Raw genomic sequence first — 20,128 nt, forward strand, 5'->3', positions numbered from 1 at the left:
GACGCTGAATCAGATAACAACAAAATTGAATCAGTAGCTGTTTATCGCGATCTCAAGATTGTCAAAGATTTCAAAATGGCGGTGAGCGCGGATGATTTCAAACACCCGCTTGGGCCCGGTCTGCAAACAGGAAATTTTGATGTCACCACCTAAATCCCGAATCTTACTGGCGAGTGAAAGCAGTGCTCCGATACCGGAGCTGTCGATCATATCGACATCAGACATATCGATGACATAATTCTGAACCTTAGAGGCGGGCGAGATGAGCGTGGCCAGCTCGCGGCGGAAATCATCGACAGTGGATGCTGAAAGCTCATCGGGAATTTTAACCACTCCCACAACCATTCTTCCGTTTGACTGTACGTCTACCATTTATTTTCTCCCGTAATATAAAAATCAAGGAGCAGAATGTGCATCACAAACTGCATTCCTACAGCTATAGTGGCAGAATCACGCATTGAGCACATGTATTTTTTGCGGATATGATTTAAAATCGAAAAGCCCGGTCGGAAAACCGGGACTTTTCTCTAATTTATTTTTGTTTCGGCCCCTTTGAGAGCCGCCGGTTGTGAAACCAGCGGAAAACAATCGCTCCGCCCAGGAAAACCAGCCCAACAATCAGCATGGGAATCACATCGCCGGGCGGCGGTTCACAATAAGGTATGGCAGTTTCTTCCATGGAATCTCTGAACGGACGTTATCCCAGGTACCCACAGGCAACATGAACCTCAGCTCTCCATCGTTCAATCAACAGAAACCAGTTCAAGCTCAAAATTGAGTGCCTGACCGGCAAGCTGATGATTGGCATCGATTACGATATGAGCATCTTCAACAGCGGTAACCGTGACAGGCACGGGCTGCCCCTGCGGGCCCTGCATCTGAAGCATCATGCCGACTTCCGGTTTAAGGTCCTCCGGAAGCTGGGATTTATCGAAATTCATCACAAGATCTTCACGACGTTCACCATAGGCCTCTTCAGCAGGAATATTGATGGTCTTTTTTTCACCGACCGTCATATCGGCCACGCCTTTTTCAAAACCGGGAATAACCATACCGGCACCCATTTCAAATTCCAGCGGCTCACGACCTGCAGAGGAATCGAACTGCGTTCCGTCGTCGAGCGTTCCGGTGTAGTGGATTTTTACTTTCTGTCCGTTTTCAATCATTGAACGGTCCTTTCATATTTTATTTTCCGGATACTGACTTTCGATTTCATGAACTCATGCGGCGCAGCCCGGTCGGAAAAACTGTCGCAGGCGCAAAAACGGCAACCCGCATTCATCAATCAAAAATCTATGATTCAGGCACCCTACAGGCATTAGGCCGAATATCAACCTTATTAAGGGAAACACGACCGTATTCCGGCTAAAATTTCCGATGGCGACGCATCCCTTTTTTCTTCCCCGGGACTTTTCCGGGCGGAGCCTCCATAGGCCGGAATTCTTTTTTGCCGCAGCGCTTCCCGATATGAGAAACCGCGAGCCGGGCCGTAGAAAAAGCCGCCTGCAGATTGTAGCCGCCGGTGGGACCGTCCACATCCATCACTTCGCCGGCAAAGTAAAGGCCGGAACAGATCCTGGATTCCAGAGTCCGGGAGTTGAGATCACGCAGATCAACTCCGCCGACGGTGATCATCGCCTCCTTAATAGGCCGGGTCCTGAGCGGACGGATTTCTTCGATGGTTCCATCGGGCAGGTTGACCTTCAAAATACAGTCTTTGAGGTTTTTCCGGGCAATAATGCGCGACGCATCGGTGAGCGCTGTACCGCCGACGCCCCATTTTTCGATTTCAAATACTCCGCGCGTTGTACCATGCAGAAGGCCGCTGCTCAGCACATCGACAGTAACGTTTTCAACCATCTGCCCCACCCGCCCTTTTATCTCCGGCGGCGCAACTTCGAAACCGACGAGTCCCGGTCGGTAGGGCACTATTTTATGCCCCAACCTTCCGGCCCATTGCTGACCATCACCGACGGAGCCGGTTTTGGGATAACTGATGCCTCCCGTGGCAATAAGAACATATTTTGATTCGACCACAAAGTTATCGGTGATGACACGAAAGCCGGCATCCGTTTTTTCAAGATTCCGAACCGTTGAGGAACAGGAAAGTGATATATTGCGCTCACGCAGCTGGTCGGTGAAAAAGTTGAGTACATCCATGGCGCGTTCGGAGCGGGGATAAACTTTATTTCCGGATTTAACAGCAGTTTTAAGTCCATTGGCCGAAAACCAACGCTGAAGCATTGAGGGCGTAAACGCCTCAATAGCGGGCCGAAGAAAAGGCCCCACGGGATCGCCGAACATCTGCAGCATGCGGTCCGCCGAAATATTGGTCGTCAGGTTGCAACGCGAATTGCCGCACATCAACAGCTTGCGACCGGGTTTACCTTTCCGCTCGAGCACCAGAGCCCGCAGCCCGAGCTCCCCGGCCGCACTTCCCGCCATAAGACCGGCTGCCCCTCCGCCAATAATGATGAGATCTGTTTTACACATAGACAGCGATCTTTGCAGAATCTATAGTCTCATCCAATAAAGGAGATACCATGAATCGCACCGTTTTTTTCCTCTTCACCCTTTCTGCAGCGGTTATGCTGACCGGATGCTCCAGCCTGAAAGTGCACTCCAGGCAGGCGGTCGACTTTGACTTCGGCAGTGTGAAAACCTATAAATGGGTATCCGCCCCCCAAAACATCCTCAACGAAGATGATACCTATCTCCATGAAAACGTACAGATAGCCCTGAACAACCAGCTCATGCAGCGCGGATGGACCCCGGTTCCGGAATCCGATGACGCTAACGTTCAGATTGTCTACTATATCAAACTCATGGAGCATCAGGAATATGCAGGTACTCCAACACAGGAGGAATCGCGCGTAACCGGCGGATTTACCTATAACGCCGACAAGGGCAGCTGGGGATATAGCGATCAGCCATCCGATCTCAATATCTACAACATTGAAATCGGTACGCTCACCCTTCTGATTTACAGCGCGCAATCCGGCGAAAAAATCTGGGACGGCACACTGGAAACCCGTATTGATCGTTCCTCCCCCGTTGAAAAGCAACAGCGGCTGCTGAACCAGATCGCGTTCCGGATCATTGACGAAATCCCTGAATAGACCTTCAGCGGCTATTCGCAGAATCTCTATCATACCTTCGAAGATCTGAAAGTAATTCAGCTGTTATTCACTTAAATTTTAAACTTAACTTTTACACCTTCGAAGGTTTAAATAAAAACAATGGATTTAAAACCCACATTATGGCGCACCTGTCGCGTTCTGGCCTCAACACCTCGGCTGCAACTGATAAGAGCACTGCTGGAGAAGGGCACCGCGTCGGTATCAACCCTTTCCGCTCGCGCCGGCCTCTCTCCATCCAAAGGGAGCATCCATCTCCGCGCTCTGAATTCCAGGGGTTTGATATCTGCAACTCCAAAAGGCCGTTTTGTCTTCTACACTCCGGTGCCTAACCCTTCTGTCGCAGGAGCTGCACAGATCCTGACCGCTTTAAAAGTTGCCATTTCCGCTGACATGAATGATGACGAAATCATCCATTACACCACCGCCTTCACTCATCAGCGTCGCATTGTCATGGTCAAAGCGCTTGAAGAACGAGGCTGTGAACCTGTCGAATTATCTTCTTTAACCCGGATTCCACTGCCCGCCCTGCTTCGGCACGCAGAAAAATTACGTGCCCGTGATATGATCTCAGACCGTAAACATACCCTGAAACTCAGGATTCCGCAGAATCTCTTCGGACACGCCATGCTCGAATCCGCATTAAAAAGTTAAATTATGATACCAACGGTTTTCATCCTGACGTTTCTATTCATTCCCCTAGCACTCTATAGCAGATCATGGATGAAAAAACACAAGTTCAACCGTATACTCTCCACACCGCCACCGGACCACTGGCGTCCGCTCCTGAAGAAAACACTGCCCATAGTCTCTTGCCTGGACCAGAAACGCTGGCAGGAACTCGCTGGGAAAATGCAGGTTTTTATCGCCACAAAACAATTTGAAGGCTGCGGCGGCCTGCAAGTCACCGAAGAAATGAAAATTGCCGTTTCTGCACAGGCCTGCATGCTGCTTCTTGGCCGAACGATCGGCATTTATCCCCGACTGAAAACCGTCCTGTTATATCCCCACACCTACACTGACGGTGAAACAGCCCGGCTCGGGGAATCATGGTCATCGGGCGTCGTGGTGCTTTCCTGGGACAGCGTTCAGGGCGGAGCCCGAAATTTCCGGGACGGCCACAACGTAACCTTCCACGAATTTGCACACCAGCTGGATCAGGAATCAGGGAATGCTGACGGCGCTCCGATTCTGGGCAGCAACGCCTACCAGACCTGGGCGCGCGTTTTCAGTATGGAATTCAACGATCTGGTAAAAAAAACGGAAAAAGGCCGAAAGGATGTCATGGATGAGTATGGCGCAACCAATCCGGCGGAATTCTTCGCCGTTGCCACCGAAACCTTTTTTGAAAAACCGCTGCAGATGAAAAATAAACATCCCGAACTTTTCGAAAAACTTCTCGGATATTACAAAGTGGATCCGACGGAATGGATAGAGCCCTCAAAAAAGTTCTCCCAAATTTGAAGGCACTCTGCTCGCTTTCTTTGTACCGGAATGGCGCATGTTCTGACCGGGAAACATACAACCGGCATTGCGCTTTTTCCGGCCGTAACATTTCTTCCGATAGCCGGCATGCAGCCGGCCAATGTACCGAACCGAATCGTCATCTATAGCGGCCTATTTCTGCCGGTTGCTGCAACGCCCGCATCCTATCGGAAACTTCGATGTTCTTTATGGAGGCAACTCGTATAAGAATGCCGGCGAACCGGATAGCCGGAAAAAAACGATCACGCCTGGTAAAAATGAATATCTGATGCTGGGCGATAACTCCGCACCAAACAGAAGTTTCGACAGTCGCTTCTTCGGTGCCGTCAACCGAAGCAACATCCTTGGAAAAGTTAAAACCATCTACTGGCCGTTCAACCGCATCGGAGCTGTGGACTGAAAAAATTCAGCTGTTCAGTTCATTCCCCACTTCGTTTTTCAATCTGCCTGATCAGATCATCGAAAATAAAGTGATGAAACGGCAGAAAAATATACCAGTACGTGCGGCCCCATAGACCTTTGGTTTTATAGTAGGCATTCACAGACAACCGGTTTTTATCACCGGAGATTGGATCAACCCGAAACTCGAGCCAGGCATAGCCCGGCATCTTCATTTCCGCCCGCAAAAGCAGCTGACGGTTGTAATGAATTTTTTCCACACGCCAGAAATCAACCACGTCATTCACACGAAGTCCCGATGCACTGCGTCGGCCGCGGGTGGTCCCCACCCCGCGCAGGAGGCGGTCTATCCCGCCCCGAATCCGCCAGAGAAATGTACTGTGAAACCAGCCGTTGTTTCCGCCGATGTGTGTAATGGAGTGAAACAGGGCCTGTGCGCTTTTGCTCGAGACCAGGGAATAGGAACTTGTATAGGTCGGCGGCCCGTTTATTTCGCTGAGTTTAATAGCAAGTTCGTAGTCCGGCGGATAACTGTCGGACCAGCGGGTCGAGACCGTATCCTGCTCCTCACGCGAAAGAGCCAATACAAAAGCCTCTTTGCAGGTTATGCGCCTGAACGGAATCAACTCCCACATATCATGTTCTTCGCACACCACATCATGCGTCACACTCTCCATCAGGCACCAGGTAATGGCCGCAGGAATCGGTGTAAGCAACGAGGTGATATAGGAATAAAATCCGATACTGGAGACAGGAGAAGGAATAAACCACCGTTTTTTACCGAGCACCTCAGCATGCGTCTGAAGTATCTGCTCATAGGTCAGCACATCCGGCCCGCCGATATCATACACCCGGCCCGCAGACTGCGGAAGCTCAAGCACTCCGACGAGAATCTTCAACACATCGCGCAGCCCGATGGGCTGGCATTTGGTTTTCGCCCAGGCCGGAACCAGAAAAAGCGGAATCTTGCGGACAAGATGATTGATCATTTCATACGACGCACTTCCCGAACCGATAATCACGGCAGCCCGCAGCACCGTAACCGGCACATTTCCTTTAAAAAATTCTCCAGCCACCTGTGAACGGCTGGCCAGATGGGACGACAGATTTTTCTGAGTGTCACCCAGACCTCCAAGATAGATAATCCGTTTCACCCCCTGCGCTTCGGCAGCAATACGGAAATTATGCGCGGCCCGTGTGTCAGCATCCGCAAATTTACGCGGCCCCACCAGCATGGAATGAATGAGGTAGTAGGCGACATCAACATCTTTAAGCGCTTCGGTCAGCTCCTCCTCGACGAGCGCATCAGCCACAACCACTTCGGCTTTCGGCCAGCGCTCCATATGTTCAGGCGACTCCGCCCGCACCATCACCCGCACCCTGTAACCTCGAACAATCAGCTCCGGCACAAGACGGCCGCCTATATAGCCGGTCGCCCCGGCCACCAGCACCGTGCCCATATTTTTATCAAAGGACGTTGGCAGATCTCTGCAAATCAGTTCTTCCTGTTTTATCACCATCTTATACCGCCATGTTATCGATATATTAGAAGAAGCCCCCCGAAATTCAAACCTGCAAACCCTTATATTTATGAGTACTTTAATGGCATTTTAAATATTCAAAAGTAGCTAGACACCACCGACCCCGTTTGCCAGCTTGGCAACACCGTATGAATGACGAACAGCTAAACGAACTGATTGAGGAAAGTATTGCGCTCGAGCTTAATGCCGCGGCACTTTACAAAATCTTTTCGGAAGCAATACCCGCCGATGCCGCTTTCTGGTGGCAGCTGCACCTTGAAGAAAAAAGCCATGCCATCCTCATTCGTGCAGCGCGTGATTCGTTTCTCAAAAGCGGTCTGTTTCCCCAGAACCTGATCGCCGGGTCTACCGAAGAACTGAAAACCTCGAATCGCAAACTCCAGGAAAGCATCATTGGTTTCAGCACCGCCCCCCCACCAGAGAAAGCGCCGTTTATGCAGCACTGTCTCTCGAATCGGAAATCGGCGAACTGCATTACAGCCGGTTTATGCAAAAAGATGCTGAGAATTCAATTGAAACGGTTTTCCAAAAACTTAATCGTGATGACGTCGAACACGAAAGACGTATCCGCGAACGCTTCGAAACGATCTGTTGCGAAGCCTGACCGGCCCGTAACCCCATGCTCAGTTCCAGAACCATTCAGTATAACCTGATGGCGGTATTTGCCTGTCTGCTCTGGTCATCCGCCTTCGTCGCGGGTAAACAGGCCCTTGAATATCAGGCCCCGCTGAATCTTGCCGGGAGCCGTTTTCTACTGGCCGGTCTACTCCAGATTCCGTTCTGTGGAAGTGTGACCGCGCCTTTTCTGATGCTGCGCAGGGAATTTATTACGGTGCTTCTCGTCAGCCTCTTCCACACCGTCTACCTCTACTCCACCTTTTTCATCGGCCTGGCCTGGGTGCGCGGAGCGGAAGGGGCCATGGTCATCGGCGCCGGGCCGCTGGCCTCGGCGCTCGTGGCCCATGTAATGATGCACGATGACCGAATTCAGAAGCGTACGCTTTTCAGCATTCTGCTCGGCATGGCCGGAATTGCATTTGTAACCCTGTCCTCCAGTCCCTGGAATCCTGAAGGTTTCAAAGAGTTCTGCGGTCTTCTGCTGCTGCTCAGCGGCGCATTTGTATCGGCAGTCGGTAATGTAGTTGTAGCCAAACGTAAAGGCAGACTCCATCCGGTTGCTCTTAACAGTGCCCAGATGCTGCTTGGCGGAATCATACTGCTTCTGTTAGCCCTCCCCTTCAACGGACCGCCCGAAACGCATCTGCCGATCAGCTACTACAGCAACCTGCTCTGGCTTGCAACGATCTCAGCCACGGCATTCGCCATCTGGTTTTTCCTGCTGAGCCGCATCAAGGTATCCCGGCTCAATCTCTGGAAATTTCTTATTCCATTCAGCGGATCAATTATAGCCTGGCTGTTTATTCCCGGTGAACACCCGACCCTGCCGAGCCTCATCGGCATGCTGCTTATCGTGACCGGTATCATTATCGGCCAGACCGGCAGCAACCGATCCACGGCAGAAGCAAAACCGTGATTTACTCCGGAAAACGCGGAGCAATAAAAACGGGCGGATGCATATAGAGCGGCTCGAACGTCTCCGGTTCGGTACCCTTCATAAAACGGTCATATACCAGCCGCCCCAGCATCCCGGCCGTTGGATAGCAAGGTTCTTCCAATCCGCGGAACCCGGCAAGCAGCTCCGCAAGCCGATCCTGATCGGGGCTGACCACCAGCGCATCGGGCGGCACAAAACCGGCCAGCTCGCCGCGCTCCATCAACCGGAACTCGTTCTCAAGCTCAACCCCGCTGAACAGACCGGCCCAGACCTTATTCCGACGGGCATCACCGACAACCACCGTCTTCTCCGCACCACATTGCGCCGCCAATGCTGCACCGCTGTTCAGTGCATACACCTTTTTTTTCAGCGGTGCCGCCAGCGCATTCACCACCGTGAACCCGATGCGCATACCGGAGAACGCGCCCGGGCCGCGCCCAACGACAAAAAGATCAACGGCATCCCAGTCCGTTCCGAGCTCCGCCATCGCATCGAACAGCTGCTGCCGGTTCTTGAAATTTTCCTCCCAGCACTTTTCGGCAATCACTTCATTTTTTTCCAGGACCGCAATGCTTCCGAATTTTGAACTCAACTCTATGGCAAAAATTTTCATGCGTCTTCACCTTCACGGTAGATACGAAACGTACGTGTTCCCGTCTTTTCGTCGGCCCGGATTTCAATATGCAGCAGATTATCCGGCAGAATACCCTCCGCCCGTTCCGCCCACTCAATGGCCGTTATTCCATGGTCATCAAAGTATTCCTCCAGACCAATACCCAGCGCCTCTTCCGGCCCCGACAGCCGGTACAGATCGATATGATGCAACGGCAAACGGCCCTCGTATTCCCCGATCAGCGTATAGGTCGGGCTTGTGATCGGCTCGTCAATCCCCAGTGCCGCGGCAAAACCCTGGATAAAACAGGTTTTCCCCGCACCCAGATCTCCATGAAGAGCCATCACAGTTCCCGTTTCCAGCTCCCCGGCCAGTTCGGCCGCCAGTTCCCACGTCTCTTCCGGACTGTTGGTCTCTACGGTTCGCACGGTTCCAGCTCCTTTTCCAGCAAGGCCGCCACGTCCTCCATCGTTTCCACATGAAAGTCGGCTTTGGTTTCCAAATCCATCGGGCACACCCGGACCGTTCTGCATCCGGCCGCCTGCCCGGCTTCAACATCCTTTTCGCTGTCGCCGATCATCCATGATCCCGCCAGCTGCAGATCATATTTTTCCACCGCCTGCAAAATCATACCCGGCTTCGGCTTCCGGCAGTCGCATCCCGCATCCGCAAAATGGACACACTGGAAAACATCCAGCACATCCACCCCTGCAGCACGCAGTTCCGCCCGCATATTTTCATGGATCTCCGCAAGTTCCGCCTCCGAATAAAGTCCTTTGGCCACGCCCTGCTGATTCGTCACAATCACTGACGGAAATCCCTTGGCACTCACCGTTTTCAATGCCTCCACAAATCCCGGTTGCAGATGAAAATCCTCCCAGCGCTCGACATACCCCGACCCCGGCGATTCATTCACAATGCCATCCCGATCAAAAAATATACATGGTCTGCTCATAAGACGGCGCAATCTACAATCCCCTTCCAGCCATTGGAAGCCCGTTCCAGCCCTTTTTACTGCCATTTTCCCAAAACCGTAACCCCACGAACGCTTCCGGAAAAAAATGTCGAAATCAGTATATCTCCCCTTAAAAACAGCAGATTACAGTGCTCTTTTCTGCCCACGCGCCCCCGTCTTCGACATTTTTTTCCATATCAATCCGGAAACCGCCCCAAAAGAAATCAGACCTTTAACATTGCACCTCAAACACTTACATCAACAAACACACCACTGGCACAGCTGATGCAATATTGCCGAACATGAAAAAGAACTACCTCATTGATACCACACTGCGCGACGGAGAACAGATGCCCGGAGCCGTTTTCACCCGTCAGGAAAAGCTGGAAATCGCCCAGGCACTTGCTGACACCGGTGTAGGCGAAATCGAAGCCGGAATTCCAATAATGGGCCCGACGGAACAGGAAGATATCCGCGCCATTGCTGAACTCCACCTTCCCTGCCGGATTACCGGCTGGTGCCGTGCCGCGACGGCCGATCTCGAAGCCGCCGCTGCTGCAGGACTTGATGCGGTCCACCTCTCCTTCCCCATTTCACGGCACCACTTTCAGGCACTGGAAAAATCGGAAGGGTGGGTATTCGAAACCCTCGCAAAAGTTCTACCTGCCGCTCTGGCCCGCTTTTCCTATGTATCTGTCGGCGCCCAGGATTCCGCACGGGCCGACCGTGCCACGCTGCTGGCCTTTGCACGCCGCGTGCAGGAACTCGGAGCCGACCGCCTGCGCATTGCCGACACCGTAGGCATACAGAATCCTTTCCAGACCAAAGACCTTTTCGCGGAATTGCAGCGTGCGGTTCCCGGACTGGAGCTGGCCTTTCACGCTCACAACGATCTGGGTATGGCCACGGCGAATACACTCGCAGCATTCGCAGGTGGAGCCGACTGCGCCGATGTAACCGTTACCGGCATGGGCGAACGTGCCGGCAATGCGGCACTCGAACAGGTGGCCATGGCCGTACCCGACCTGGGCATCCAGACCACCCGGTTGTCGGCACTCTGCAACCGGGTGCTCCAGGCTACAGCTCAGGAACCGCCGGCCTGTTCTCCAATCATTGGAAAAAATGTCTTCAGCCACGAATCAGGCATTCATGTGCATGCCGTGCTGAAACATCGGGAAGCCTATGAACCCTTCTCGGCCTCGGATGTCGGACGTATCGATTCCACACGTGTGGTTTTGGGCATACATTCCGGCGAAGCAGCCGTACGGCATGCGCTTGGAGTACTGGGTATCGACCCGCGCAACGAACCGCTCGGATGGTTACTGAAACGTGTGCGTAGCGAAGCCCAGAAAACCAAAAAACCGGTTCCGATTGGCCGCCTGCGCTCTCTCTTCTATGAATGAGCAGAGTCCCCTACGTTTTGGTACGGTTAATGCATTACTACGACTTAAATTGTATTCTAAACGACCGTTTAAAACATTTATGTATTAATGATCCGGAAATGACACATAACAAATGCCAAAATGTAAGTTTGACAATCCCTCCATCTGTGACGAACGTCACATCAAGGAACTTGAAACTCTCGCTGAAATTGCCCGCACCCTCTCTTCGAAATCTCAGCAGGAAGAGGTTCTCTACGAAGTAATCGACGTTCTGGAAAAAAGCCGCAGTGTGCAGCGCGGCACCATTATGCTGCTGACTGCGGACGGACGAGAACTGCGTGTGGAAGCGGTTAAAGACCAGAAAGTGCAGCATGCCGAGGATGCGGCTTATCGCCGCGGAGAAGGTATTACCGGGCTGGTGCTCGACACCGGCGAGCCGAAAGTTGTGCCGCTGGTTTCGGAAGAACCGCGTTTCAAAGGGCGTTTGCACAACCGTGAAAATGAGCCGCTGAGCTTCATCTGTGTGCCGATCAAGGTGGAGCAAGCCACAGTGGGCACCCTCTCTGTCGATTGCGACGCCCAGGCCGAACCCGCTCTTTATGAACTGATGCGTTTTCTCTCCATTGTGGCAACCATGGTGGCGAACGATGTCATGGCCCGCCGAACCGCCCGCATGGAACGCGAAGCACTCGAATCTGAAAACCTTCGTTTGCGTTCGGCCATGCGTGAAAAATTTCAACCGCAGAATATGATCGGCAACTCCGGAGAGATGCAGGAGGTTTACACCCGCATTCACCAGGTGGCACCGACCGATACGACGGTTTTAATCCGCGGTGAATCGGGAACCGGCAAAGAACTGGTGGCATCGGCCATTCATTACAGCAGTCCGCGCGCGGACAAACCCTTCGTCAAAGTGAACTGTGCAGCGCTGAACGAAAATCTTCTGGAGTCGGAACTGTTCGGCCATGAAAAAGGCGCATTCACCGGTGCGTTGCAGATGCGTATCGGCCGGGTACAGGAAGCGGAAGGCGGCACCTTGTTTCTGGACGAAATCGGCGATTTTTCTCCAACCACACAGGTAAAACTGCTACGTGTGCTGCAGGAGCGAACCTATGAACGGGTCGGTAGCAATGAACAACGAAAAGCCAATGTCCGCATCATTGCAGCCACCAATGCCGACCTCGAGGAAAAGATCAGCAACAACTCCTTTCGTCAGGATCTGTTCTACCGCATCAATGTTTTCCCGATCTACCTGCCCGCACTGCGCACACGAAAAGACGACATCCTGCAGCTGACCAACTTTTTCATGCATAAATATTCCGCACAAATGGATGTGGAAATCCGGCGCATCAGCACACCGGCCATCAATATGCTGATGGCCTACCACTGGCCGGGAAATGTGCGCGAACTGGAAAATACTATTGAGTATGCCGTCCTGATGGGAAAAGCGGACGGGGTGATCCACGGACATGACCTTCCGCCGACCCTGCAGACACCGGTGGCGATTGCCGCCACCGGCAGTAATCACCATACCCTCAAAGCGCGTGTGGCCATGCTGGAGCGCGACCTGATTGTTGATTCACTGAAGCGCCACAAAGGAACCATCAGCGCAGCCGCCCGGGAACTGGGCATTACCGAGCGCATGGTCCGCTACAAAATTCAGAAACTTGATATCGATTACGAAACACTCTTCAAAAAACGAAGAAGAAAAAGGACCCCACGACAATGAAAATACGCACGGCAACAGAGGACGATATCCCCGTCATGGCAGAACTGCTCCATGAGCTTTTTGCAATTGAAGTGGATTTTACGCCTGATTTTGCCGTGCAGTCTGAAGGTCTCCGCCTGTTGCTGAACCGCCCTGATGCTGAAATTTTTCTGGCCGAAATCGACGGGAAGGTGGTCGGGATGTGCTCCATTCAAATCCATGTCTCCACCGCGAAAGGCCGCGAGGTGGGCGTTGTGGAGGATGTTGTGATTGATCTCGACTACCGCAATCGCGGCATTGGAGCCGCTCTGCTGCGCAGGCTGGAAGAATGGTCCGTACAGCACGGCCTCGCCCGCCTGCAGCTGCTTGCAGACCGCGATAATAATCCCGCCCTCGGTTTTTACCGGCGCCAGGGCTGGCGTTCCACCAATCTTATCAGCTGGATGAAGCAGCTTTAAACCCTGCAAAACATCCGGATCCTCCGCACCCATGCCCTTTTTCAGCCGCCGTTATTCCGCCGGAATAAAACCCGTAGTATTTTTTACGAGATTTTAAGCCTCCGTAGACTTGCGCTTACGCCACAGCTTTTTTATGCTGTGCGGGTTAGGTGAAGAGTAGAAGTGAGGAATAATAACGTGGCTACGATATCTGATAAGGACTGGAACGCACTCAAAAAAAAGCTAACGGACGATGGGCGCATTGAAAAATTTGTGCTTGGAGAACCGGAACAGGAATATGTTACTTCAAGAGGAATGGAGATTCTACGGTTGCACGCAACGGACTTTGTGAACAAACGCCTTGCCCCCGCCAATCCGAAAAACGACGGACGTCAGACCCCGACCAAAGGCCACCCGGTCTTTATTGCCCAGCACGCCTGCGGCTGTAATGACCGCGATGCAGTTGCAGAATTTTTCGGTTATGAAAAAGGACGCGAGCTCACCCCGAATGAAGTGGATATCATTGTGGATGTCATTCTGAAGTGGATTGAGGAGCATCTCGATTAGAATTCCGCGCTCTTCCGACATCTGGAAAATCCACCCACGGTGGATTTTTTCTTTTTTAGAACGGTGACATTGCATACTCTCAGGCGTTTTATGGAACCGACTATTCTCAAAAGAGCTGATCATAAGGTCAGCCGGAAAAATATCAGCTCAGCAGCTGTGAAAGTACTCTACCGTCTTAAAGACGAAGGGTATACGGCATACCTTGCCGGCGGCGGGGTACGCGATCTGCTGCTGGACCGTAATCCCAAGGATTTTGATGTGGCGACGAATGCCACTCCCGAACAGATCCGTAAAATGTTCCGGAACTGCCGACTGGTTGGCCGGCGGTTCCGGCTTGCACACATTCTATTCCGCGGCGAAATTATCGAAACCTCCACATTCCGTGCGCCGGTTCCGGATGACCCCGATGAAACCATCCATTGCGAGAACGCACTGCGGATCGAAGAAAGCGGCATGGTACTTCGCGACAATATCTGGGGAACGCCCGAAGAAGATGCCATGCGCCGCGATTTCACCATCAACGCTCTCTTCTACAATATTGCCGATTTTTCAGTGATCGACTATGCCGGAGGTCTGAAAGATCTCGAACAGCGAATTATCCGGGTGATCGGCGAACCCGACAAACGCTTCGCAGAAGATCCGGTCCGCATGATCCGTGCCGCGCGTTTTGCCGGCTCGCTGGGTTTTGACATTGAAAAAAATGCATTGGAATCGATCTGCCGCAATAAAGACCTCCTGAAACATGCAGCACCGTCGCGCATGTATGAAGAGGTTCAGAAACTCTTTTTCTGCGGTCATGCCAAAGCCGTATTTCAATGGCTGGAAAAAACCGATCTGCTCCACCCCATGTTCCATGATTTTTCGCATTGGATCGATGAGGATAAAGATCGGCTCAACTGGATTTACCAGACTCTGGAACAAATGGACCGCTGGCGCCAGGCGGGGCTTCGGGTTCACCCGGCCCTGCTGTTTGCCCTGATTTTCGGAGAATACCACGAATTTCTCGTCCAGCGGCTGGTTGAGCGCGGAATGAGTCCGCACGAAGCCGCTCGGAATGCGGTTCACAGCCACCTTAAAGACATATGTCAAAACGTACGGGTTCCGAAAACTGTTATCTATCAGGTCTGCGATATCATGAGCAACCAGGCCCGTTTTCACCGGACTAAAGGACGGAAGCCCCAGCGTTTCATACAGTCGAAAGGCTTTCTCGATGCCTTTCTTTATTTTAAATTTTCCTCCAAAGTACATCTGCGCGATGAAAAACTGCTCGATTTCTGGACTGAGCTGCGAAAAAACGTACCGCAGAATACTCAATCCAGAAAAAGTAAAGACTCCAAAAATCAGCAGGACAAACCCGAAATACCAATCGAGTAGGATAATTAATCTCAAAACACACTTGTGTACACCCCAGACATTCAGATACATTTTTGTATTACGGTTTGGCTGAAAAAGAAGCCACCTGAACAAGGATGCAAAAAATGAATCAGAGCGAAAAAGAACTGAAAGTTCTATACAAAATCTCCCAGACCATTTCCTCGCGTCAACACAATGTTTCCCAGTTGCTGAATGAAGTACTTGGGATTATGGAAACCGATATGGGTGTTTTGCGCGGAACCCTTACATTGAGCAAGCCCGGAACGGACATTCTGAACATTGAGGCCTCCAGCGGCTTGTCGGACAGCGAGATGCGCCGCGGCCAGTATAAACTCGGCGAAGGGGTTACCGGCCATGTGGCCCAGACCGGACGGCCAGAAATAGTGCCGGACATCAGTAAATCAGAAGATTTTCTGAACCGTACAAAAGCACGGGACCATGAAAAAACGGCTTTCCTTTGCGTACCGATTATTCACCATAAGGAAGTCATCGGCACGATGAGTATTGATGTGCCGACAGCTGCCGAAGAAGAGCTGAAAGGCTACTCTCTCTTTCTTGAACATGTTGCTCAGATTCTGGCTTCCGCCGTATCAACCATCCGTGAAGAAATTGAAGAACGTAATGCGCTCGCATCGGAAAACGAAATGCTGCGCCGCCAACTCGGAGACCGCTACAGCATCGACAACATGGTAGGCAACTGCAATTCCATGCGGATGATCTACGAACAGATCGTTCAGGTTGCCGACAGTGCCGCAACGGTTCTGGTGCGCGGAGAATCCGGTACCGGCAAAGAGCTGATTGCCCGCGCCATTCACTTCAACAGTCCGCGAAAAAACAATGCATTCGTAAGCGTCAACTGCGCCGCACTGCCGGAAAATCTGATTGAGTCGGAACTGTTCGGTCATGAAAAAGGAGCATTTACAGGCGCGCAGCAACAGCGTAAAGGCCGCTTCGAGCTCGCCAATGGCGGCACCATATTTCTCGATGAAATAGGCGATATTTCTCCATCAGTACAGGTTCGACTCCTTCGGGTGCTGCAGGAGAAAACATTCGAACGTGTCGGCGGGAATGAAACCATCACGGTAAACGTTCGGATCATTGCAGCAACCAGCCGTAACCTCGAAGAAGGGATGGCCAAAAATACATTCCGGGAAGACCTGTACTACCGCCTCAACGTTTTTCCGATTCTGCTGCCGCCGTTACGGGAGCGCAAATCGGATATCATGCTGCTTGCCGATCACTTTCTCCAGAAATACGGCGAAATGTACGGCAAGGACATGAAGCGCATCTCCACCTCGGCCATCAATATGATGATGGCCTATCACTGGCCGGGTAACGTGCGTGAACTGGAAAACTGCATTGAACGCGCGGTTCTGACTTCATCCGACGGCGTAATCCACGGATTCAACATGCCGCCCTCGCTACAGACCAGCGATGAAACACACACCCACCTGCTGCCGGAAAACGGAGCCAACCTGAAACAGATGGTTGAAGCCTATGAACGCGAAATCCTGATTGATGCCCTCAAAAAACACCGGGGAAATGCCGCCGCCGTTGCCCGCTACCTCCAGACCACACAGCGCATTATCAATTACAGGATAAAAAACCTCGGCATTGATCCGAAAAATTATAAATAACAGGACACATTTTTTGTCCGTCACAAACGCGCCGCCGCCCCGGGCCGAAAACAGGAATCATATGGATATTGACCAACTTATTGAATCGCTGGAATTCCGTTTTAAGGCTTCAGGCGTCGACAACGCCAGACGTGTGACCGAAGAGCTGCTGGCTTCCGTCTTCCAATGCAAACCACTGGAAATTTATACCGGCGCAGCCGCCGGCGTTGTAACCCCTACACAACAGTTTGAAGTAATCCGGAAAGTCGAGCCTCTGGCAAAACGTATCGAAAACGGCGAACCCCTGCAGTATGTGATTGGCTCGACCGAATTCTGGGGACTGGAAATCCAATGCGACTCACGCGCCCTTATCCCCCGCCCGGAGACGGAACTGCTGGTGGAGGAAGTGCTGGGCTGCCGCATCATGACAGACAAGCGGCCGGCCACAGTGGTTGATGTGGGAACCGGAACAGGCTGCATCGCCATCACGCTTGCCAAACAACGCCCCGATGCCGCTTTCAAAGCCGTCGATCTCTCCGCCGATGCCCTGGAACTTGCCCAGAAAAATGCAGCCGTCCACAATATAAATAATATTTTGTGGATGCAGAACAACCTCCTGGATCGTTTTGCACCAGCCAGTGCAGATGTGATTGTCGCCAACCTACCTTATATTTCCTCCCGAGACTGGAGGAGCCTGTCGAAAGCAGTCCGCGAATATGAACCGAAAATAGCCCTGGATGCCGGAGCAAGCGGAATGGAACTGATTGAAGATCTCGCACTTCAGGCACGCAGTGTACTCGTTCCGGACGGCATGCTGTTTCTCGAATTCGGCTACGATCAGGGCAAGGCGGTGTTCGATTGCCTCGATCACCTCGGTTATGTGAACATACAGATCAAACATGACCTTGCGGGCCTCGACCGCATTGCAGTAGCCACTAATCCCTGATGCTCTCACCGACAGACCGACAGCGCGCACGCTTTCAAACCGGGGATACGGTCTCTTTCAGATATCGACGGAGAAACATGAAAGGCACCGTATTGCTCCTGAATCCTGTCACGGCGGTGGTTCAGACTGAATCCGGGCGTTTCCGCATTCCATATGAAAGGCTTATTTCCGAATCAGGTATGTCCGACGAACGGATTCGGCATCTCGAATGTATACAGACCACAGCCGAAGCTCTGATGAAACAGCACGGCCTAAACGCATGGCGCTTTGAATTTGACCGTTGCACCCGGCGGGCCGGATGCTGCAATTACCGCAAGAAACTCATTACTCTGGCATTCGACCTTGCAGCAAACGGCACTCCGGAAGAGGTTAAAGACACCATCCTGCACGAAATCGCTCACGCCCTGGTTGGCCGGGAACACAACCACGATGCAGTCTGGAAAGCAAAAGCAATTGAAATCGGCGGCTCTGGCCGGCGGACCCACCAGTTGCAGTTCTCGACACCGCGCTGGTCGGTTACCTGTGAAAACCGCTGCTGGACCTATACAGCCCAGCAGCGGAATTCAAAACTGATCTGCAGAAAATGCGGTGCAAGGCTGGTCTACACGCCATACACCGCACCCTGACTTATTTGATTTTGTTCAGCGTCGCCTGAAGCGCCTCTTTCTCTTCCTGACGGCGGCAAACTTCAATAGCTTTTTCAATTCCGGCTTTATGTCTCGGAAGCTGCCACGAACTGACCGATGCATAGATTCTGGATACGCCACGCATCAGAATCACATGGTCCGTCAAAGAGATGGATTCGTCGGAAGCCAATTTGAGCATGGTATCAATACCATTCAGCTCCTTCCATCCGCCCAGTGCCTTAACCGCGGTTTTCTGCAGAGCCTCATCCGAGGAACGGCAGGCCTCCACCAGCGGCTGAAGTGCGGCTTTACTTCCACTCTGAGCCAGAGCCTTCAGAATATTAGACTGGCTGCGCGAACTGACACCATTCATCTTGGAGACCAGCATGTTTACCAATCCGTTCTGGTCGGGCGACGTACGCATAATCTTTACGATCCCATTGAGCAGATCACGAGAAACCGGTGCCTTTTCCTTGGAAACCATCAGATCAACCATGGGTTCAACAGTGGAATCATCACCGATACTCGCAATCGATTTAGCTGCGGTAGAAGCAACGCCGCGATCATCTTCAGCCGCATATTTGAAGAACGTAGGAATCAGATCCACACGGCCGCGATTAGCCAAAGCCTCAATCGCTGTCTGACGGCTTTTCGAATCGCCGGAAGCCGCAAGCTTTTCGAGCTGACCATCTACACCGTCCACATTCAGCCGGCCCAACGAACGACGGGCCTCTTTACTGCCGAGAGCAACCAGCGCAGGTACCGAATCCGCCGTACCGATCGCCGCCAGCGCATTCGCTGCCGTCACCTGAACAAACCAGTCGCTCGACTTCAGCAAGGGTTCAACCACCCCCGCATACTTCCGGTTACCGCTTGCCTCAAGCGCAGCAACAGCCTTCAGCTGGTTATAGGGAGGAAGACCCGGCAGAGCATCCGCAACCACATCCAATACGATCGGATTCAGCCCCTGCTTTGCAGCTTCGATCACCCCAGCCTGCTGAGCCGTATCACCGGAAGCCATAGCTGCCGCGGCTCTGGAGCTCTCACCCGAAAGAATGAGCCCTGCCGTAGCCGCTGCCCGCAACTGATCCGGTTCGCCTTCAGCGAGAAATGCCGCATAGACTTCCGGGCGTTCTGTAGAAAGAAGTGCCGCATCAACCTGGGTCTTACGGAATCCCTTTTCCAGCGATCGCCGTTCCAGCAAGGCCTTAACGCCAACCTCTTCATTCAGCATTCCCAGCGCTTTAACCGCAGCAATGAAAACAACTTCATCCTTGCTTCCCAATGCGCCGGTAATGAGGCGGGATGCCCCGGCCTGCCCCCGTTCACCCAACGCATAGATCAGTCCGGCGGTAGTTTTCGGGGAACCCATTTTACGGTTCTTAAGCTGTGCGCCCAGTGCCTGCGCAGCTTCTTTCGAGGGGTTTACAACAAGCGCACGTCGCGCATCATCACGAATATGCGGATTTTCATGACTCATCAGTTTCACCAGCGTGGGAACCGATTCAGCACCGCCAATACGCTCCAGATTATTGAGCACAGGCTGAATGACTTCAACCACCGGATAATTGCCTTCGAGAATGGTGCACATCTCTTTGCAAATCGCCTCGCGGGCTCCTTCAGGAGCATCCGGTGCACCGGCCTTCGAACAGGCCGCCAGCAAATCCAGCCGCGCCTGTGTCTGAACCTTGAAGTCCTCAGATTTCAGATTCGGGATAAGCTCTTTAACCGCCGCCTGCGAAACCGCGGCCATGAGCATAAATGTCAGTAGTGATTTTTTAAACATG

At 52.4% G+C, this 20,128-nt stretch carries 22 protein-coding genes; 14 read left to right on the top strand and 8 right to left on the bottom strand.

Annotated features, from left to right (window positions below; translation table 11 throughout):
- Window positions 1-30: 30 nt before the first annotated feature.
- The 3 genes from EGM51_10110 to EGM51_10120 all read right to left on the bottom strand — a co-directional run bounded on the left by EGM51_10110 (window position 31) and on the right by EGM51_10120 (window position 2,493).
- A complete protein-coding gene (locus EGM51_10110; protein ID QBG47726.1) occupies window positions 31-372 on the bottom strand; it encodes an anti-sigma factor antagonist in 342 nt (113 codons plus the stop codon).
- Window positions 373-743: 371 nt separating this feature from the next.
- Window positions 744-1,166, bottom strand: a complete 423-nt coding sequence (locus EGM51_10115) for a peptidylprolyl isomerase (protein QBG47727.1) — start codon at window positions 1,164-1,166, stop codon at window positions 744-746.
- Between the two features lie 199 nt (window positions 1,167-1,365).
- Complete coding sequence (locus EGM51_10120; GenBank protein QBG47728.1) at window positions 1,366-2,493, bottom strand: aminoacetone oxidase family FAD-binding enzyme; 1,128 nt, start codon at window positions 2,491-2,493, stop codon at window positions 1,366-1,368.
- 50 nt (window positions 2,494-2,543) lie between these two features.
- On the opposite strand from EGM51_10120, the gene EGM51_10125 reads away from it, so the two are divergent.
- The 4 genes from EGM51_10125 (at window position 2,544) to EGM51_10140 (ending at window position 5,022) form a co-directional block, all read left to right on the top strand.
- Window positions 2,544-3,119, top strand: coding sequence for a DUF4136 domain-containing protein (locus tag EGM51_10125; GenBank protein ID QBG47729.1), 576 nt, complete (start codon window positions 2,544-2,546; stop codon window positions 3,117-3,119).
- A gap of 120 nt (window positions 3,120-3,239) precedes the next feature.
- On the top strand, window positions 3,240-3,791 hold the full coding sequence (locus EGM51_10130; GenBank protein ID QBG47730.1) for an ArsR family transcriptional regulator: 552 nt from the start codon (window positions 3,240-3,242) through the stop codon (window positions 3,789-3,791).
- A gap of 3 nt (window positions 3,792-3,794) precedes the next feature.
- Window positions 3,795-4,601, top strand: a complete 807-nt coding sequence (locus tag EGM51_10135; protein ID QBG47731.1) for a zinc-dependent peptidase — start codon at window positions 3,795-3,797, stop codon at window positions 4,599-4,601.
- 121 nt (window positions 4,602-4,722) lie between these two features.
- Window positions 4,723-5,022, top strand: a complete 300-nt coding sequence (locus EGM51_10140) for a hypothetical protein (GenBank protein ID QBG47732.1) — start codon at window positions 4,723-4,725, stop codon at window positions 5,020-5,022.
- A 19-nt stretch (window positions 5,023-5,041) separates the two neighbouring features.
- Here EGM51_10140 and EGM51_10145 read toward each other — a convergent pair whose 3' ends face one another.
- Window positions 5,042-6,541, bottom strand: a complete 1,500-nt coding sequence (locus EGM51_10145) for an SDR family oxidoreductase (protein ID QBG47733.1) — start codon at window positions 6,539-6,541, stop codon at window positions 5,042-5,044.
- 149 nt (window positions 6,542-6,690) lie between these two features.
- On the opposite strand from EGM51_10145, the gene EGM51_10150 reads away from it, so the two are divergent.
- Both EGM51_10150 and EGM51_10155 read left to right on the top strand, forming a co-directional pair.
- Window positions 6,691-7,215: a hypothetical protein gene (locus EGM51_10150; protein ID QBG47734.1), complete on the top strand. Its 525-nt coding sequence runs from the start codon at window positions 6,691-6,693 to the stop codon at window positions 7,213-7,215.
- Window positions 7,182-8,096, top strand: coding sequence for a DMT family transporter (locus tag EGM51_10155; GenBank protein ID QBG47735.1), 915 nt, complete (start codon window positions 7,182-7,184; stop codon window positions 8,094-8,096). The genes EGM51_10150 and EGM51_10155 overlap by 34 nt, the downstream gene beginning before the upstream one ends.
- A 1-nt stretch (window position 8,097) precedes the next feature.
- Here EGM51_10155 and tsaB read toward each other — a convergent pair whose 3' ends face one another.
- From tsaB to EGM51_10170, 3 genes are read right to left on the bottom strand one after another with little or no spacing between them, the layout of a single operon-like run.
- Entirely contained in the window at window positions 8,098-8,730 is a 633-nt protein-coding gene (gene tsaB, locus EGM51_10160; protein ID QBG47736.1) for a tRNA (adenosine(37)-N6)-threonylcarbamoyltransferase complex dimerization subunit type 1 TsaB, read from the bottom strand.
- The gene (gene tsaE, locus EGM51_10165) at window positions 8,727-9,158 is read right to left on the bottom strand and encodes a tRNA (adenosine(37)-N6)-threonylcarbamoyltransferase complex ATPase subunit type 1 TsaE (GenBank protein QBG47737.1); all 432 of its coding nucleotides are present in this window, start codon (window positions 9,156-9,158) and stop codon (window positions 8,727-8,729) included. The genes tsaB and tsaE overlap by 4 nt, the downstream gene beginning before the upstream one ends.
- Entirely contained in the window at window positions 9,146-9,751 is a 606-nt protein-coding gene (locus EGM51_10170) for an HAD family hydrolase (protein ID QBG47738.1), read from the bottom strand. The genes tsaE and EGM51_10170 overlap by 13 nt, the downstream gene beginning before the upstream one ends.
- Before the next feature lie 236 nt (window positions 9,752-9,987).
- Between EGM51_10170 and EGM51_10175 the strand changes: the two genes are divergently transcribed.
- The 8 genes from EGM51_10175 to EGM51_10210 all read left to right on the top strand — a co-directional run bounded on the left by EGM51_10175 (window position 9,988) and on the right by EGM51_10210 (window position 18,341).
- Entirely contained in the window at window positions 9,988-11,088 is a 1,101-nt protein-coding gene (locus EGM51_10175) for a homocitrate synthase (protein QBG47739.1), read from the top strand.
- Window positions 11,089-11,200: 112 nt separating this feature from the next.
- On the top strand, window positions 11,201-12,796 hold the full coding sequence (locus EGM51_10180; protein QBG47740.1) for a GAF domain-containing protein: 1,596 nt from the start codon (window positions 11,201-11,203) through the stop codon (window positions 12,794-12,796).
- Window positions 12,793-13,233: a GNAT family N-acetyltransferase gene (locus tag EGM51_10185; protein QBG47741.1), complete on the top strand. Its 441-nt coding sequence runs from the start codon at window positions 12,793-12,795 to the stop codon at window positions 13,231-13,233. Before EGM51_10180 ends, EGM51_10185 begins: the two co-directional genes overlap by 4 nt.
- A gap of 162 nt (window positions 13,234-13,395) precedes the next feature.
- Window positions 13,396-13,779 carry a DUF4186 family protein gene (locus tag EGM51_10190; protein QBG47742.1) on the top strand — a complete coding sequence of 128 codons (384 nt, stop codon included), beginning with the start codon at window positions 13,396-13,398 and terminating at the stop codon, window positions 13,777-13,779.
- 90 nt (window positions 13,780-13,869) lie between these two features.
- The gene (pcnB, locus tag EGM51_10195) at window positions 13,870-15,153 is read left to right on the top strand and encodes a polynucleotide adenylyltransferase PcnB (GenBank protein QBG47743.1); all 1,284 of its coding nucleotides are present in this window, start codon (window positions 13,870-13,872) and stop codon (window positions 15,151-15,153) included.
- A gap of 95 nt (window positions 15,154-15,248) precedes the next feature.
- Entirely contained in the window at window positions 15,249-16,790 is a 1,542-nt protein-coding gene (locus EGM51_10200) for a GAF domain-containing protein (GenBank protein ID QBG47744.1), read from the top strand.
- A gap of 61 nt (window positions 16,791-16,851) precedes the next feature.
- Window positions 16,852-17,715 carry a peptide chain release factor N(5)-glutamine methyltransferase gene (prmC, locus tag EGM51_10205; GenBank protein ID QBG47745.1) on the top strand — a complete coding sequence of 288 codons (864 nt, stop codon included), beginning with the start codon at window positions 16,852-16,854 and terminating at the stop codon, window positions 17,713-17,715.
- Window positions 17,715-18,341: a transcription elongation protein SprT gene (locus tag EGM51_10210; GenBank protein ID QBG47746.1), complete on the top strand. Its 627-nt coding sequence runs from the start codon at window positions 17,715-17,717 to the stop codon at window positions 18,339-18,341. Before prmC ends, EGM51_10210 begins: the two co-directional genes overlap by 1 nt.
- A gap of 1 nt (window position 18,342) precedes the next feature.
- On the opposite strand, the gene EGM51_10215 is transcribed toward EGM51_10210, so the two are convergent.
- Window positions 18,343-20,127 carry a hypothetical protein gene (locus EGM51_10215; GenBank protein ID QBG47747.1) on the bottom strand — a complete coding sequence of 595 codons (1,785 nt, stop codon included), beginning with the start codon at window positions 20,125-20,127 and terminating at the stop codon, window positions 18,343-18,345.
- Window position 20,128 lies beyond the last annotated feature (1 nt).

Source organism: Verrucomicrobia bacterium S94 (assembly GCA_004299845.1).
Taxonomy (GTDB): Bacteria; Verrucomicrobiota; Kiritimatiellia; order Kiritimatiellales; family Pontiellaceae; genus Pontiella.

Excerpts from the sequence above, each read along its gene's own strand:
- EGM51_10145 (QBG47733.1), bottom strand. The coding sequence starts at position 6,541 with ATGGTGATAAAACAGGAAGAACTGATTTGCAGAGATCTGCCAACGTCC.
- EGM51_10185 (QBG47741.1), top strand. The coding sequence starts at position 12,793 with ATGAAAATACGCACGGCAACAGAGGACGATATCCCCGTCATGGCAGAA.
- EGM51_10150 (QBG47734.1), top strand. The coding sequence starts at position 6,691 with ATGAATGACGAACAGCTAAACGAACTGATTGAGGAAAGTATTGCGCTC.
- EGM51_10175 (QBG47739.1), top strand. The coding sequence starts at position 9,988 with ATGAAAAAGAACTACCTCATTGATACCACACTGCGCGACGGAGAACAG.
- EGM51_10210 (QBG47746.1), top strand. The coding sequence starts at position 17,715 with ATGCTCTCACCGACAGACCGACAGCGCGCACGCTTTCAAACCGGGGAT.
- EGM51_10180 (QBG47740.1), top strand. The coding sequence starts at position 11,201 with ATGCCAAAATGTAAGTTTGACAATCCCTCCATCTGTGACGAACGTCAC.
- EGM51_10140 (QBG47732.1), top strand. The coding sequence starts at position 4,723 with ATGTACCGAACCGAATCGTCATCTATAGCGGCCTATTTCTGCCGGTTG.
- EGM51_10170 (QBG47738.1), bottom strand. The coding sequence starts at position 9,751 with ATGGCAGTAAAAAGGGCTGGAACGGGCTTCCAATGGCTGGAAGGGGAT.
- EGM51_10215 (QBG47747.1), bottom strand. The coding sequence starts at position 20,127 with ATGTTTAAAAAATCACTACTGACATTTATGCTCATGGCCGCGGTTTCG.
- EGM51_10135 (QBG47731.1), top strand. The coding sequence starts at position 3,795 with ATGATACCAACGGTTTTCATCCTGACGTTTCTATTCATTCCCCTAGCA.
- EGM51_10125 (QBG47729.1), top strand. The coding sequence starts at position 2,544 with ATGAATCGCACCGTTTTTTTCCTCTTCACCCTTTCTGCAGCGGTTATG.
- EGM51_10110 (QBG47726.1), bottom strand. The coding sequence starts at position 372 with ATGGTAGACGTACAGTCAAACGGAAGAATGGTTGTGGGAGTGGTTAAA.
- EGM51_10120 (QBG47728.1), bottom strand. The coding sequence starts at position 2,493 with ATGTGTAAAACAGATCTCATCATTATTGGCGGAGGGGCAGCCGGTCTT.
- EGM51_10115 (QBG47727.1), bottom strand. The coding sequence starts at position 1,166 with ATGATTGAAAACGGACAGAAAGTAAAAATCCACTACACCGGAACGCTC.
- prmC (QBG47745.1), top strand. The coding sequence starts at position 16,852 with ATGGATATTGACCAACTTATTGAATCGCTGGAATTCCGTTTTAAGGCT.
- EGM51_10200 (QBG47744.1), top strand. The coding sequence starts at position 15,249 with ATGCAAAAAATGAATCAGAGCGAAAAAGAACTGAAAGTTCTATACAAA.
- EGM51_10155 (QBG47735.1), top strand. The coding sequence starts at position 7,182 with ATGCTCAGTTCCAGAACCATTCAGTATAACCTGATGGCGGTATTTGCC.
- pcnB (QBG47743.1), top strand. The coding sequence starts at position 13,870 with ATGGAACCGACTATTCTCAAAAGAGCTGATCATAAGGTCAGCCGGAAA.
- tsaB (QBG47736.1), bottom strand. The coding sequence starts at position 8,730 with ATGAAAATTTTTGCCATAGAGTTGAGTTCAAAATTCGGAAGCATTGCG.
- EGM51_10130 (QBG47730.1), top strand. The coding sequence starts at position 3,240 with ATGGATTTAAAACCCACATTATGGCGCACCTGTCGCGTTCTGGCCTCA.